Origin of the sequence: Tabrizicola oligotrophica (genome assembly GCF_011008935.1) — a bacterium.
GTDB classification, from domain to species: Bacteria; Pseudomonadota; Alphaproteobacteria; order Rhodobacterales; family Rhodobacteraceae; genus Tabrizicola_A; species Tabrizicola_A oligotrophica.
Genome location: NZ_JAAIVJ010000001.1, coordinates 178165 through 192492, shown reverse-complemented (window position 1 = coordinate 192492; position 14328 = coordinate 178165). Strand labels below are relative to the sequence as shown.

Annotated in this window: 14 protein-coding genes; 7 read left to right on the top strand and 7 right to left on the bottom strand. The window is 66.2% G+C overall.

The genetic code is table 11. The features are described 5' to 3' along the window. Positions 1-330: 330 nt before the first annotated feature. The 6 genes from G4Z14_RS19140 to G4Z14_RS00905 are packed head-to-tail and all read right to left on the bottom strand — an operon-like array spanning position 331 to position 5352. Positions 331-759, bottom strand: coding sequence for a thermonuclease family protein (locus G4Z14_RS19140; protein WP_164622877.1), 429 nt, complete (start codon positions 757-759; stop codon positions 331-333). Then, positions 756-1991: a DegT/DnrJ/EryC1/StrS family aminotransferase gene (locus tag G4Z14_RS00925; protein ID WP_164622876.1), complete on the bottom strand. Its 1236-nt coding sequence runs from the start codon at positions 1989-1991 to the stop codon at positions 756-758. The genes G4Z14_RS19140 and G4Z14_RS00925 overlap by 4 nt, the downstream gene beginning before the upstream one ends. After that, positions 1988-3229 (bottom strand): TCR/Tet family MFS transporter, encoded by a 1242-nt coding sequence (locus G4Z14_RS00920; RefSeq protein WP_164622875.1) that lies wholly within the window; start codon positions 3227-3229, stop codon positions 1988-1990. Before G4Z14_RS00920 ends, G4Z14_RS00925 begins: the two co-directional genes overlap by 4 nt. Before the next feature lie 55 nt (positions 3230-3284). Next, a complete protein-coding gene (locus G4Z14_RS00915) occupies positions 3285-3806 on the bottom strand; it encodes a gamma carbonic anhydrase family protein (protein ID WP_164622874.1) in 522 nt (173 codons plus the stop codon). After that, positions 3803-4450, bottom strand: a complete 648-nt coding sequence (gene gmk / locus G4Z14_RS00910; RefSeq protein WP_164622873.1) for a guanylate kinase — start codon at positions 4448-4450, stop codon at positions 3803-3805. The genes G4Z14_RS00915 and gmk overlap by 4 nt, the downstream gene beginning before the upstream one ends. A gap of 2 nt (positions 4451-4452) precedes the next feature. After that, positions 4453-5352, bottom strand: a complete 900-nt coding sequence (locus tag G4Z14_RS00905; RefSeq protein ID WP_164622871.1) for a YicC/YloC family endoribonuclease — start codon at positions 5350-5352, stop codon at positions 4453-4455. Between the two features lie 176 nt (positions 5353-5528). Here G4Z14_RS00905 and G4Z14_RS00900 point away from each other — a divergent pair, with 176 nt between their 5' ends. Continuing rightward, positions 5529-6167, top strand: coding sequence for a PAS domain-containing protein (locus G4Z14_RS00900; RefSeq protein ID WP_164622870.1), 639 nt, complete (start codon positions 5529-5531; stop codon positions 6165-6167). A 51-nt stretch (positions 6168-6218) separates the two neighbouring features. On the opposite strand, the gene G4Z14_RS00895 is transcribed toward G4Z14_RS00900, so the two are convergent. Next, positions 6219-7589, bottom strand: a complete 1371-nt coding sequence (locus G4Z14_RS00895) for a class II 3-deoxy-7-phosphoheptulonate synthase (protein WP_164622868.1) — start codon at positions 7587-7589, stop codon at positions 6219-6221. 154 nt (positions 7590-7743) lie between these two features. Here G4Z14_RS00895 and G4Z14_RS00890 point away from each other — a divergent pair, with 154 nt between their 5' ends. From G4Z14_RS00890 to G4Z14_RS00865, 6 genes are all read left to right on the top strand, one after another. Then, positions 7744-8766: a GlxA family transcriptional regulator gene (locus G4Z14_RS00890; RefSeq protein ID WP_164622866.1), complete on the top strand. Its 1023-nt coding sequence runs from the start codon at positions 7744-7746 to the stop codon at positions 8764-8766. A 269-nt stretch (positions 8767-9035) separates the two neighbouring features. Continuing rightward, a complete protein-coding gene (locus G4Z14_RS00885) occupies positions 9036-10232 on the top strand; it encodes an ABC transporter substrate-binding protein (protein WP_164622865.1) in 1197 nt (398 codons plus the stop codon). A gap of 116 nt (positions 10233-10348) precedes the next feature. Beyond that, entirely contained in the window at positions 10349-11140 is a 792-nt protein-coding gene (locus G4Z14_RS00880; RefSeq protein ID WP_164622864.1) for an ABC transporter ATP-binding protein, read from the top strand. Continuing rightward, positions 11133-11852, top strand: a complete 720-nt coding sequence (locus tag G4Z14_RS00875; protein WP_164622863.1) for an ABC transporter ATP-binding protein — start codon at positions 11133-11135, stop codon at positions 11850-11852. The genes G4Z14_RS00880 and G4Z14_RS00875 overlap by 8 nt, the downstream gene beginning before the upstream one ends. A gap of 3 nt (positions 11853-11855) precedes the next feature. Then, a complete protein-coding gene (locus tag G4Z14_RS00870) occupies positions 11856-12860 on the top strand; it encodes a branched-chain amino acid ABC transporter permease (RefSeq protein ID WP_164622862.1) in 1005 nt (334 codons plus the stop codon). 1 nt (position 12861) lies between these two features. Further along, a complete protein-coding gene (locus G4Z14_RS00865) occupies positions 12862-14169 on the top strand; it encodes a branched-chain amino acid ABC transporter permease (RefSeq protein ID WP_164622860.1) in 1308 nt (435 codons plus the stop codon). Positions 14170-14328: the final 159 nt, after the last annotated feature.

The window sequence follows — 14328 nt, the reverse complement described above, 5'->3', positions numbered from 1 at the left end:
GGCTGGCAACGGGCGAGCCACGGCCCTTGTGGCCGCTTGATCTCTTGGCTTCGTTTACCCTGCCCCCTTGGCGGGGTCAACGCAGGAGCGGCGGAATAAAGCGCCTTGCAGCGTGGATTTGTGGCGACCGTATGCAATTGTATGCCGAAATTTCCGCGCCACGTTTTCCCGGGCGGACCAGCGCGCGCGGCCCATGGCCCCCGACGCCCCGACTCGCCCGCCTCCGGCCTTCATCTGTTCGGAAATATCCTCGGGGTTTGCCATTGGTTTCGCCATTGATCCAAGGAACCAATGGCATGGCGCGGCACGCGCGAGGGGGCTGAGGCCCCTTCAGCCACACCAGCCACCGCGCGCGCCGCCATGATAGGCCCGCGCCAGCCCCTCGGCCACCAGCACCGCGCCCACATCGCGGCCCGCAACAGTCAGCACCACCAGATCGCGGCGATATTTGTCGAAGCCCTGCCGAAAGACCGCCACCGGACCGGCAGCCAGCAGCGCCCGCAGCCGTTCGGTGGCCTTGCGGCCAAGGGCGGCCTCTGCCGGGCATTTCGGGTCATGCGTCTCGGGGGTGTCGACGCCCACCAGCCGGGCGCTGCGCCGCTCGGCGCCGCAGCGAAGCTCCACCGTGTCGCCGTCGATGACATGGCCCACCCGGCAGGCCGCGGCCGCGCCATGGTAAGGCGCCCAGCGATCGGCGGCCGACCACAGCAGGAGGAGCGTCAGCGCCACATAGGCCGCCAGCGCCGGGTCGCGCCTCACTGCACGCGCGGCGGGACGACCGTTTCCGGCTCCGGCCCCTGCCCCACCGCCAGCGCCTCGGCGCGGATGATGCGGCCGATCAGCGCCACATCCGCGGGGCTGAAGGTCAGCGGCAGGCGCATGTCGACCAGGCCTTTCAGGATGCGGTCGGTCTGCGGCAGGCTTTGCGGCGCGGCATAGCGCCAATGGTCATAGCGCGAGGTGAAGGCCACCGGCTCATCGGCGCCAAACCATTTCAGCTCCACCCCGCGGGCGATGCAGCGCGTCAGGAACAGCCCGATGCGGGCATCGGACCAGCCCGGCAGCTGGAACTGGAACGAGGAGCCGACATAGGTTTCCTCAGTCGGGCGTGTGACCAGCCGCAGGCCCGGCGTGTGCTGCAGGCCCGCCTCCAGCGTCTGGTAAAGCGCGGCCCAGCGGTCCACCCGCTCGGCCAGCGTCGGCAGTTGCGGGCGCAGGATCGCGGCGCGCAGGTTGTCCATCCGGCCCGAGACGTTCGGCGTTTCCATCCGCACCCGGTCAAACACCTCCGGCCCCGGAGCGGCGCGGTGCTTGGCGTAAAGCATGTAGCTGCCGGACAAGAGGATGGCGCGGGCCATGACTTCGGCATCGTCGGAAATCAGAAAGCCGCCCTCGCCCGCATTCATGTGCTTGTAGGTCTGCATCGAATAGCACCCCACCAGCCCCTGCCGCCCCGACGGCACGCCCTTCCACGCCGCCCCCATGGTATGGGCGCAATCCTCGATGATCGTCACGCCCAGATGGTCGCAAAGCGCCGCCAGCGCCTCCATGTCGCACAGATGCCCGCGCATGTGGCTGAGCATCAGAAGCCGCGCCCCGGTCGCTTTGGTCTTGGCCGCAAGGTCGGCGAAATCCAGCGTCAGATCCTCGGTCACTTCGACGAAGACCGGCTTGCCGCCCGCCGCCGCGATCGCCCCCGGCACCGGGGCCAGCGTGAAGGCATTGGTCAGCACCGGCTCGCCCGGCGCCAGCCCCACCGCCCGGAGCGCGCAGCCGAGCGCATAGCCGCCCGAGGCCACGGCAAGGCAGTATTTCGCGCCGGTCAGCGCGGCGAATTCCTCCTCGAGCAGCGCGGTTTCGGCAATCTCGCCCGGCGCCTCGTTGTAGCGGTGCAGCCGGCCATGGCGCAGCACCGCGAGCGCCGCCGCGATTCCCGCTTCCGGGATCGGCTCCTGCTGGGTGAAGGAGCCGGTGAAGCGTTCCTCGCTCATGACTGTTCCTTCCGCGTCGCCCGGATCATCGCCAGAAGCGTCAGCACCAGCCCCGCGCCGGCGACGAAATAGGGCACATCGGGTGTCGGGTTCGCCGCCTCGGGCCGCATGAACCAGCCGAAGATCTGCGCGAAGAACACCGTCCCCGCCAGCATCGCCAGATTGGTGATGGCGCTGATGCCGCCCTGCAACTCGCCCTGGGCATTTTCCGGCACGCGGCTCGACAGGATGGCGGTCAGCATCGGATGCACGAAGCCTTCCGGCCCATGCACCAGCATCAGCACTACAACCATGCTGAGCGAGCCGACAAAGCCATAGCCCGTGGCCGCGATGGCCGCGCACAGAAGCCCGATCACCGCCACCCGAAACTCGCCCCAGAGCTTCACCGCAGGCCCCGTGAGCAGCCCCTGAAACACCGCCATGACCACGCCAAAGACCGCCAGCGTCAGACCGACCATCGCCTCGGACCAGCCGAAATTCGCCTTGCCCCAGAACGGCCAGATCGCCGGGTAGACCGAGGAAAAGAAGAAGAACATCGCCATGACGGCACAAAGCGGCAAGACGCCCGGATAGCTGCGGAACACCTTGAAGGCGCCAAAGGGGTTGGCGCGGCGCCAGTCGAAGCGGCGGCGGTTTTCCGGGGCCAGCGTCTCGGGCAGCACGAAAAGCCCGTAGATCAGGTTCAACCCGGACACCACGGCCGCAACATAGAACGGCACGCGCGGCCCGAACTCGCCCAGAAGCCCGCCCAGAGCCGGGCCGATGACGAAGCCAAGGCCAAAGGCCGCCCCCATCAGGCCAAAGGCGCGGCCGCGCTCCTCGGGCGGGGTGATGTCGGCGATGAAGGCATTGGCGATTACCCAGCTTGCGCCGCAGAACCCGGCCAGAATCCGGCCCAGAAACAGCCAGCCCAGCGTCGGGGCCAGCGCGTGCAGGAGGAAATCCACTCCCAGCCCGAAGATCGCCAGCAACAGCAGCGGCCGCCGGCCGTAGCGGTCGGACAGGTTGCCAAGGAAGGGGCCGGAGAGGAACTGCGCCAGCGAATAGCCCGCCGCCATCCAACCGCCGATCACCGCCGCCTCGCCAAGCGTGACATGGCCGACTGCGCCGATCAGCGCCGGCAGGACCGGGATGATGATGCCAAAGCCCACCATGTCGAGAAACACCGTGATCAGGATGAAGATCACGGCGCGGTTGATCCGGGCCTTGGGCGGGTGTTCTGTCGCGCTTTCAGTCATGGCGGGGCAACCTAGGTCCGGCCCCGGCCCATGTCAAACCGGTGGCCGGACGGCGTCAGCCGAGGGGCTTCATGCCGGCGGCAAAGCGCCGGGCATTGGCCTGATAGCCAGCGGCGGATTTCAAGAGCCGGGCCTGCGCCGCTTCGTCCAGTTCGCGCACCACCTTGGCGGGTGCGCCCATCACCAGCGAGCCGGGCGGGATGTCCTTGCCTTCCGTCACCAGCGCGCAGGCGCCGACCAGCGAGCCGGCCCCGATCTTCGCGCCGTTGAGCAGCGTCGCGCCCATGCCGATCAGGCTGCCGTCGGCGATCGTACATCCGTGCAGCATCGCCTTGTGGCCGATGGTGCAATTGGCGCCGATGGTCAGCGGATAACCCATGTCGGTATGCAGCACCGAGTTTTCCTGAATGTTCGACCCTTCGCCCACCACGATGGGTTCATTGTCACCGCGCAAGACCGCGCCGAACCAGATGTTCGCCCGCGGGCCGACGATGACGTTGCCGATCAGCACGGCGGTCGGGGCGATCCATGCCGTCGGGTCGATCTCGGGCTTCACGCCGTCCAGTTCATAGATCATCGCGCTTCGAACTCCCTGTTGAGACCGCGGACAAACTCGGCCAACCCCGGCTGGCGGTCACGGCGCATCCGCTCGGCCTGAAGGATGGTCAGAAGCTCGGCGAAGGCCTTGTCGATGTCGGTGTTGACGATCACATAGTCATATTCGGCCCAATGGCTGATCTCGGCCTGCGATTTCGCCATGCGCCCCGCGATCACCTCGTCCGAATCCTGCGCGCGCGACCGCAACCGGCGCTCCAGCTCGGCGATCGAGGGCGGCAGGACGAAGACCGACACAACGTCACGGCCAAGGGCCGAGTTGCGGATCTGCTGGCCGCCCTGCCAGTCGATGTCAAACAGCGTGTCGCGGCCTTCCTTCATCGCGGCCTCGACCGGGCCTTTCGGACTGCCATAGAAATTGCCGAAGACCTCGGCATGTTCCAGCATCTCGCCTTCCGCCACCATCGCCTCGAACTGATCGCGGGTCTTGAAATAGTATTCCCGCCCGTCCGCCTCGCCCGGACGGGGGCTGCGGGTGGTGGCCGAGACCGAAAAGCGCAAGGTCGGGTCCCAGTCCATCAGCCGGCGGGCAAGGGTGGATTTGCCCGCGCCCGAAGGCGAGGAGAGGATGAGAAGTAGCCCGCGGCGGGGCTGGGTCTGGGCCATTGTCATTCCACGTTCTGAACCTGCTCGCGCATCTGATCTATGACCGTTTTCAGGTCAAGCCCGATCCGCGTCAGGGCCAGCGACTGCGCCTTGGAGCACAAGGTGTTGGCCTCGCGCATGAATTCCTGCATCAGGAAGTCGAACTTGCGCCCCACGGGGCCGGGTTCGGCCAAGAGCGCGCGGGCCGCGCCGATATGGGCGGCCAGACGGTCCAGCTCTTCGGTGACATCGTTCTTCACCGCGATCAGCGCCAGTTCCTGCGCCAGCCGGGTTTCATCCACGCCCTCGGCATTGGCCAGCACCTTGGCCAGCGCCTCGCGCAGGCCGGCGGCGGTGGCCTCGCGGCGGGCGGCGGCCTCGCGCGCTGCATCGGCGGTCAGGCGGGCAAGCGCCTCGAGCTGCCCCGCGATCACCCCCTGAAGCGCTGCCCCCTCGGCGGCGCGCATGGTGGCGAAATCGGCCAGAAGCCGGGCCAGATCGGCAAGGATCGCGGCGCGCAGGGGCGCGGTGTCGATCTCGACAGCGGTGGTGTCCAGAACGCCGCGCACCGCCAGCACATCCGCCGCCGTGCCCTGCGCCAGCGTGACGCCCGCCGCCATGGCCGCCTGCTCCACCTCGCTCATCGCTGTCAGCACGGCGGCGAGGGCCGGGGCGTTGACCCGCAGCCCTTCGGCCCCGTCGCCCATGCCGTCGCGCGCCACGCGCAGCGACAGGCTGACATTGCCGCGGCTGAGCGCCTTGGCCAGTTCGCCGCGCAAGGCAAGTTCCAGCCCGTCGATCCAGTCCGGCACCCTGAGCCGCAGGTCCAGCCCCTTGCCGTTGACGCTGCGGATGTCCCAGCCCCAGCTGTGCCCCGCCCCCTGCCCGCGCCGCGCGGCAAATCCGGTCATGGAAACGGTCATCCGAGGCCCCCTCTGCATATCCCGGCGATGTTTACCATTTGTCGAGATTATCCGCAAAAGGCGTTTCAGATCGGCTATGTTAAGAAAATGGTAACGACGATGACGCGGCATCCCCCCGGACGGGCAGTCCGGGGCGGCTTGGGTCATTGTCAGGTCAGCAAGGGGCGAGGTCGCAGATGGTCTGGTACATCGACGGCAAGACCGGGGGCGGCCTGCGCGGCAGGGATGGCGATTTCCGCCAGCTGCAAGAGGTGCGCGCCTATTGGGAAGCGATGCGCAGGGATGGCCGGTTGCCGCGCCGCGCCGACATCAACCCGCGCGGCATGGCCTCGGCGCTGGAACAGGTGTTTCTGGTCGAACAGGTCGCCCCCGGCCACGCGCGGCTGCGCCTTGCCGGCATGGCGATCTCCGACCTTCTGGGCATGGAGGTGCGGGGCATGCCGCTCACCGCGCTGCTGGAGCCGGTGGCCCGCACCCGGCTGAACGAGGCCATGGGCGGGCTGTTTCGCGGCGAGCAGGTGCTGGATCTGTGGCTGGTGGCCGAACGCGGCATCGGGCGGCCGGCGCTCATGGCGCGGATGCAGCTGCTGCCGCTGATCGGATCGCAGGGCGAACCGGATCTGGCGCTGGGCTGCCTGTGCGTCCGCGGCGAGATCGGCCGCGCCCCGCGCCGCTTCACCATCAGCCGCCTGCTGCGCGAGCCTTTGCCGATGCAGTCGGCCCCGGCCCTTGCCGAGCCGGCCTTTGCCGAGCCGCCGCGCCCCTTCACGCCGCCGGGCGGCAGGCCGCACCTGCGGCTGGTGGTGTCGCGCTAAACGAAAAGGGCGGCCCCACGTGAGCCGCCCTTCTGCAGTCTGCAATCTGCCTTACAGCGCGGCGCGGCGGGCATCGGCGCGCTGGGCCGACAGTTCTTCCGACACAAGGAACGCCAGCTCCAGCGCCTGGCTGGCATTGAGCCGCGGATCGCAGGCGGTGTGGTAGCGGTCCGCCAGATTTTCATCCGACACCGCACGCAGGCCGCCGGTGCATTCGGTCACATCCTTGCCGGTCATCTCGAAATGCACGCCGCCGGGGATAGTGCCCTCGGCCTTGTGGATCGCGAAGAACTCGCGCACTTCGCGCAGCACCGAATCGAAGGGCCGGGTCTTGTAGCCCGAGGCCGCCTTGATGGTGTTGCCGTGCATCGGGTCGCAGGACCACAGCACCGATGCGCCCTCCTCCTGCACCGCCTTGATGAGGCGCGGCAGGTGGTCGCCGACCTTGCCGGCGCCGAAGCGCGCGATCAGGGTCAGCCGGCCGGCCTCGTTTTCCGGGTTCAGCTTGGCCATCAGCACCTTGAGGTCTTCCGCCGTCGTGGTCGGGCCGCATTTCAGGCCAATGGGGTTCAAGACACCCCGGCAGAATTCGACATGCGCGCCATCGGGCTGGCGGGTGCGATCCCCGATCCAGATCATGTGACCCGAACCCGCCACGTTCTGCCCGGTCAGGCTGTCGACCCGGCACAGCGCCTCTTCATATTCCAGAAGCAGCGCCTCGTGGCTGGTGTAGAAGTCCACCCGGCTCAGCACTTCGGCATTGTCCGAAGTCACCCCGGCGGCGTTCATGAAGTCGAGCGCATCGGAGATGCGGTTCGACAGCTCGCGGTAGCGTTCGGCCTTGTCATGCTCGGCAAAGCCAAGGGTCCAGGAATGCACCCGGTGGATGTCGGCAAAACCGCCGGTCGAGAAGGCGCGCAGCAGGTTCAGGCTGGCGGCAGCCTGGGTATAGGCCTGCAACATCCGCTTCGGATCGGGAATGCGGGCCTCTTGCGTGGCCTCGAAGCCGTTGATGATGTCGCCGCGGTAGCTGGGATATTCCACCCCGCCGATCACCTCGGTCGGCGCCGAACGCGGCTTGGCGAACTGGCCCGCCATCCGGCCGACCTTGATGACCGGCACCTTGGCGCCGAAGGTCAGCACCACGGCCATCTGCAGCATGACGCGGAAAGTGTCGCGGATGTTGTCGGCGGAAAACTCGGCAAAGCTCTCGGCGCAGTCGCCGCCCTGCAACAGGAAGGCCTTGCCCGTCGCCGCCTGCGCCAGTTGCTTCTTCAGCCGCCGCGCCTCGCCGGCAAAGACCAGCGGCGGATACTTGGCGAGCTGCGCCTCGACGGCGTTCAGCGCGGCGGTATCGGGATAATCCGGCATCTGCACGCGCGGGCGGGCGCGCCAGTCCGACTTTTTCCAACCCTGAGTCATGGCATTGGCCTTTCGTTAGCGGTATCGCCGCGCGGTATAGGGAAAATTGCGGCGGAAGCAAAGGCGGAAAGGATGTGTTTCCGGGCGGAATCGCCTTGCGGAGCGGCGAATTTCCTGTTTCCATCCTCTGATTCCGACACAAACAGGTCGCAAGATGCCCAGCCCCCAGCGCAAGGCCACCCCGGTTGTCAAGACCGCGACGCCCAAGCGTTTCGTCTTTCTGCTGCTCGATCGTTTCACCATGATGTCCTTCGCGGGCGCCATCGAGCCCTTGCGCGTGGCCAACCGGGTTGCCGGCGAGGAGCTTTATCGCTGGGTGCTCGCCGGCGAAGGCGACATGGTGACCTGCTCGAACGGCGCGGCCTTCAAGCTTGACATCGGGCTGGAAGAGATCGACCGCGACGACGTCGTGCTGGTCTGCGGCGGCCTTGACGCGCAGCGCGCGGCCACCCGGACAGTGCTGAACTGGCTGCGGCGCGAGGCGCGGCGCGGCGTCACCATCGGCGGTCTGTGCACCGGGGCCTATGCCGTGGCCAAGGCCGGGCTTCTGGACGGCAAGAAGGCGACGATCCACTGGGAGAATCAGGACGGTTTCCTTGAGGAATTCGAACAGGTCAAGCTGACGAAATCGGTCTTTGTCATGGACGGCAACCGCTGGACCACGGCGGGCGGCACCTCGTCCATCGACCTGATGCTGAAGTTCATCGCCGCCGATCAGGGAGAAGAACTTGCCAATACGGTTGCCGACCAGCTGATCTATTCGGCCATCCGCACCGATCAGGATACCCAGCGCCTGTCGATTCCGACCCGCATCGGCGTGCGCCACCCCAAATTGAGCCAGGTCATCCAGATGATGGAGGGCAACATCGAAGACCCGATGTCGCCCGCCGATCTGGCCGAAGAGGTCGGCATGTCGACCCGGCAGCTGGAACGCCTGTTCCGCCGCTACCTGAACCGCAGTCCGAAGCGCTATTATATGGAGCTGCGGCTGCAAAAGGCCCGCAACCTGTTGATGCAGACCGACATGAGCGTCATCAACGTGGCGCTGGCCTGCGGTTTCGCCAGCCCGTCGCATTTCTCGAAATGCTACCGCAGCCACTACAACACCACCCCCTACCGCGAGCGCGGCACCCAAGGCCTGCCCGCTGCGGCGATGGCCGGGCGGTTGTCGATCTGACCCACAGCCAGAGCGGGAATCCGTGTATTTGCACGTGGAATCCGCAATGGACAACTGGTTCAAGCTTGAAGCTTCAACGGGAAATGACTACGGGGTCGGGCGGCAAGCTCGCCCGGCCGGCCGCGAACCTTTCCGGCCCATTGGCAATCTATTCTTGTCGCCATCGCACTGCCTCTTGTCGCCACCATGTCGACACAAAGGGGCTTCCCTTTTTCGGCACGCCCCTCTAACGTGCCCGGCAGGATTGCGATCCAACAAGGGAGATACCAATGAAAAAAATGCTTATGGCTTCGGCTGCGACGCTGGCTCTTACCGGCGCGGCTTCGGCTGAAGACGTGAAACTGGGTATTCTGATCGGCTTCACCGGCCCGATCGAATCGCTGACCAGCCACATGGCGGCGGCGTCGGAACTGGCGATGGCGGAAGTGAACGCGTCGGGCAAGGCGGCCAATGCCTATGCCTCGGTGCGCGGCGATTCGACCTGCGTTGACGCGGCGGCGGCCACGGCTGCGGCCGAGCGCATGATCACCGCTGACGGCGTCAAGGGCATCATCGGCGGCGACTGCTCGGGCGTGACCGGCGCGGTCCTGCAGAACGTCGCCCGCCCGAACGGCATCGCGATGGTGTCGCCCTCGGCCACCTCGCCGGCGCTCTCGACCGCCGAAGATGACGGCCTGTTCTTCCGCACCGCCCCGTCGGACGCCCGCGAAGGCGAAATCATGGGCGAGATCCTGTCGGAAAAAGGCGTCAAGACCATCGCGCTGACCTATTCGAACTCGGACTACGGCAAGGGTCTGGCCGAAGCCATCGCTGCCGGCTTCCAGGCCAAGGGCGGCACCGTTTCGATCAACATCCCGCACGAAGACGGCAAGGCCGACTATTCGGCCGAAGTCGCCTCGCTGGCCGCGGCTGGCGGTGACCTGCTGGTCGTTGCGGGCTACCTCGACCAGGGCGGCAAGGGCATCATCCAGGCCTCGCTCGACTCCGGCGCCTTCGCGACCTTCGGTCTGCCGGGCGGCATGGTGGGTGACTCGCTGCCCGCCGCCATCGGTCCGGCGCTTGACGGCTCCTATGGCCAGGTGGCCCAGTCCGACAGCCCCGGTGCTGCGATCCTGACCGAAATGGGCAAGACCGCTGCGACCGCGTTCGACGCCACCTCGCCCTATTCGATGGAAAGCTATGACGCCGCTGCGCTGATCATGCTGGCGATGGAGGCCACCAAGTCGACCGACTCGAAGGTCTACTCGGCCAAGATCATGGAAATCGCCAACGGTCCGGCGGATGGCTCGGGCGTCAAGATCCTTCCCGGCGAGCTGGGCAAGGCGCTTGAACTGATCGCCGCCGGCACCGCCATCGACTATGACGGCGCCTCGGGCGTGACGCTGGTCGGCCCGGGCGAATCCGCCGGTCGCTACAAGCAGTTCGAGATCAAGGGCGGCAAGTACGAAACCGTCACCTTCCGTTGATCGGTTCGAACTGAGACCATTGGCGCGGCCCGGGGCACAACCTCGGGCCGTTGCCTTAAAGAAAGGCGGCCCGCGCGCGCAGGCGTGACAAGAGGCCCGTTTCAAAGGGGGAAGACATGATCGTTGTCGAAAACCTTCACAGGCATTTCGGCGGTTTCCGGGCCGTTGACGGTGCCTCGCTGAAGATCGAGACCGGCTCCATCACCGGGCTGATCGGCCCGAACGGTGCGGGCAAGACCACGCTGTTCAACGTCGTCGCCGGACGCCTGCCGCCCACCTCGGGCCGGGTGGTGATGGACGGCGAGGACATCACCGGCATGGCGCCGCATGAGCTGTTTGCCAAGGGGCTGTTGCGCACCTTCCAGATTGCCCATGAATTCGGTTCGATGACCGTGCGGGAAAACCTGATGATGGTGCCCGCCGCGCAATCGGGCGAAAGCCTGTGGAACGCCTGTTTCCGCCGCGGCGCAGTGGCGGCCGAGGAAAAACGCCTGCGCGACAAGGCCGACGAGGTGCTGGAGTTCCTGACGATCTCGCATCTGGCCGACCAGCGCGCGTCCAACATCTCGGGCGGGCAGAAGAAGCTTCTGGAACTGGGCCGCACCATGATGGTCGATGCCAAGATCGTCTTTCTGGACGAGGTCGGCGCCGGCGTGAACCGCACCCTGCTGAACACCATCGGCGATGCCATCGTGCGGCTGAACAAGGAGCGCGGCTATACCTTCTGCGTCATCGAGCATGACATGGATTTCATCGCCCGCCTGTGCAACCCGGTGATCTGCATGGCCGAAGGCAAGGTGCTGGCGCAAGGCACGGTCGAGGAAGTGAAGAACGACGAGCGCGTGATCGAGGCCTATCTCGGCACCGGCCTGAAGAACAAGGTGAAAGAGGAGGCCGCGCATGGCTGACACGCCGTTCCTGATCGGCGAGAACATGACTGGCGGCTATGGCCCGGTCGACATCTTGCACAACTGTACTATTGCCGTGAACAAGGGCGAGATCGCCGTGATCGTCGGCCCGAACGGCGCGGGCAAGTCCACCGCCATGAAGGCCACCTTCGGCATGCTCAACCTGCGCGGCGGCCGGGTGATGCTGGACGGCGAGGACATCACCAAGCTGTCGCCGCAGGCCCGCGTCCGCAAGGGCATGGGCTTTGTGCCGCAGACCCACAACATCTTCACCGGCATGACGGTGGAGGAAAATCTGGAAATGGGCGCCTTCATCCGCGACGACGAGGTCGGGATCAAGGAGACCATGGAGCAGATCTATGGCCTGTTCCCGATCCTTCGCCAAAAACGCTATCAGGCGGCGGGCGAGCTTTCTGGCGGTCAGCGTCAGCAGGTGGCCGTCGGTCGGGCGCTGATGACCAAGCCTTCGGTTCTTCTGCTGGACGAACCCACCGCCGGCGTGTCGCCCATCGTCATGGACGAGCTTTTCGACCGCATCATCGAGATTGCCCGCACCGGGATCTCGATCCTGATGGTCGAACAGAACGCCAGACAAGCGCTTGATATTGCGGACAAAGGTTATGTCCTCGTGCAGGGCGCCAACCGTTTCACCGACACCGGCGAGGCCCTGCTGGCCGACCCCGAGGTCCGTCGTTCCTTCCTTGGGGGCTGAGACATGGATTTCCTCAACGCCCTTGTGGCCCTTCTGAACTTTGTCGTGATCCCCGGCGTCGCCTATGGCAGCCAGCTGGCGCTCGGCGCGCTTGGCGTGACGCTGATCTTCGGCGTGCTGCGGTTTTCCAACTTCGCCCATGGCGACACCATGGCCTTCGGCACCGCCATCGTCATCATGTTCACCTGGCTGTTCCAAAGCTGGGGCATCTCCTTCGGCCCCTTGCCGACGGCGCTTCTCGCCCTGCCCTTCGGCATCGCGGCAACCGCGGCGCTGGTCTTGGCCACTGACGCCGGGATCTACAAATTCTACCGCCGGCAAAAGGCCGCGCCGATCATTCTGGTGATCGTCTCGGCGGGCGTGATGTTCGTAATGAACGGCCTCGTCCGTCTGATTATCGGCGTCGAGGAGCGCAACTTTACCGATGGCGCGCGCTTCCTTCTGGATGGCAACACCTTCAAGGCCGCCACTGGCCTTGCCGAACCGCTGGTCATCAAGACGACAGTTGCGGTGACGGTGGTGGTCGCGGTGATCTGCGTCGCCGCGCTGTTCTGGTTCCTGCAAAAGACCCGCACCGGCAAGTCGATGCGCGCCTTTTCCGACAACGAGGATCTGGCGTTGCTGTCGGGCATCAACCCTGACCGGGTGGTGCAGGTGACCTGGATCATCGCCGCCGCGCTGGCGGTGATCGCCGGCACGCTTTACGGGCTTGATAAATCGTTCCGTCCCTTCGTCTACTTCCAGCTCTTGCTGCCGGTCTTTGCCGCGGCCGTGGTGGGGGGGCTGGGCAGCCCGCTCGGCGCCATTGCCGGGGGCTATATCGTCGCCCTCAGCGAAGTGGTGCTGACCTATGCCTGGAAGAAGGTGGCAACCTATGTGCTGCCCGACAGCCTTGCGCCCGATGGGCTGATGCAGCTTCTGTCCACCGATTACAAGGTGGCGGTCAGCTTCTCGATCCTCATCATCGTGCTGCTTTTCATGCCGACCGGCATCTTCAAGGGGAAGTAAGATGGCAACCTCTACCCGCAACCTTCTTCTCTTTGCCGGCGTCGCCCTGCTGTTCATCCTGACCGGCCTGTTCCAAAGCTGGAACCTCAGCCTGCAGATCCTGAATATCGGCATCCTGTCGGCCATCATGGCCTTGGGCGTGAACATGCAATGGGGCTATGCCGGCCTCTTCTCCACCGGCATCGTCGGCTCGGTGGCGCTCGGCGGCCTTGCCGTGGTCGTGGTCTCGGCCAAGCCGGTGCCCGAGGGCTTTGCCGCCGGCGGCTGGGCGGTGCTGGGCGGTCTGGCGCTTGGCGTCGCAGTGATCGTGGCGGCAACGCTGCTGTACCGCGCCATGAAACCGGGCCGCCTGCGCGCGCTGGCGGTGACGGCGCTGGTCGTCGCCGGCTTCTTCCTCTACCGCTATGTCTTCGATCAGGGCGTGGCGGCGGTCGAGGCCTTCAACCCGGCCACCTATGGCAATATCGGCGGCTTCGGCCTGCCCTCGCTGCTGGCCTGGCCGGTGGGCGCGATCTTTGCCGGGCTTGGCGCCTGGGTCATCGGCAAGATCGCCCTTGGCCTGCGCTCGGACTATCTCGCCATCGCGACGCTCGGCATTGCCGAAATCATCGTGGTGGTGCTGAAATCCGAAGACTGGCTGGCCCGCGGCGTCAAGAACGTCACCGGCCTGCCGCGGCCCTGGCCCGTGCCCTACGAGGTCGACCTGCAGGCCGACCCCGAGTTCGTGGCCCGCGTCACCGGCTGGGGGTTCGACCCGATCACCGCCTCGACGATCTTCGTCAAGCTGCTCTATCTGGCGATCTTCGGGGCCGTGCTGCTGGCGATCATCTGGGCCTCGGAACGCGCCTTGAACAGCCCCTGGGGCCGGATGATGCGCGCCATCCGCGACAACGAGGTCGCGGCTTCTGCGATGGGCAAGAACGTCACCCGGCGCCACCTGCAGATCTTCATCATCGGCTCGGCCGTGGTGGGGCTTGCCGGCGCCATGCTGACTTCGATGGAGGGCCAGCTGGTGCCCGGCGTCTATTCGCCGCTGCGCTTCACCTTCCTGATCTGGGTGATGGTCATTGTCGGCGGCTCGGGCAACAACTGGGGCGCGGTGTTGGGCGGGCTGCTGCTCGGCTGGCTCTGGCTGGCGGTGGAATACCTCGGCCCCGGCCTGATGGGCTGGCTGACTGCCGCCCTGCCCGCCGGCGACCTGAAAACCCACCTGATCGACAGCGCCCAGCACATGCGCCTTGTCACGCTTGGCATCGTGCTGCTGCTCGTGCTGCGCTTCGCGCCCAGGGGGCTCATTCCCGAGAAGTGAGCGACAGCCAAATCAGACAAGGGGCGCCTTCGGGCGCCCTTTTCATTTCGTGCCACCCCGGCAGGGACAATCCATTTGCGACGGATTTTGTCGCAAATCCGCATGACCACCCCGCCCCGCCCCGCCATTCTGCCTGCAAATCTGTGAATGGAGTCTCCC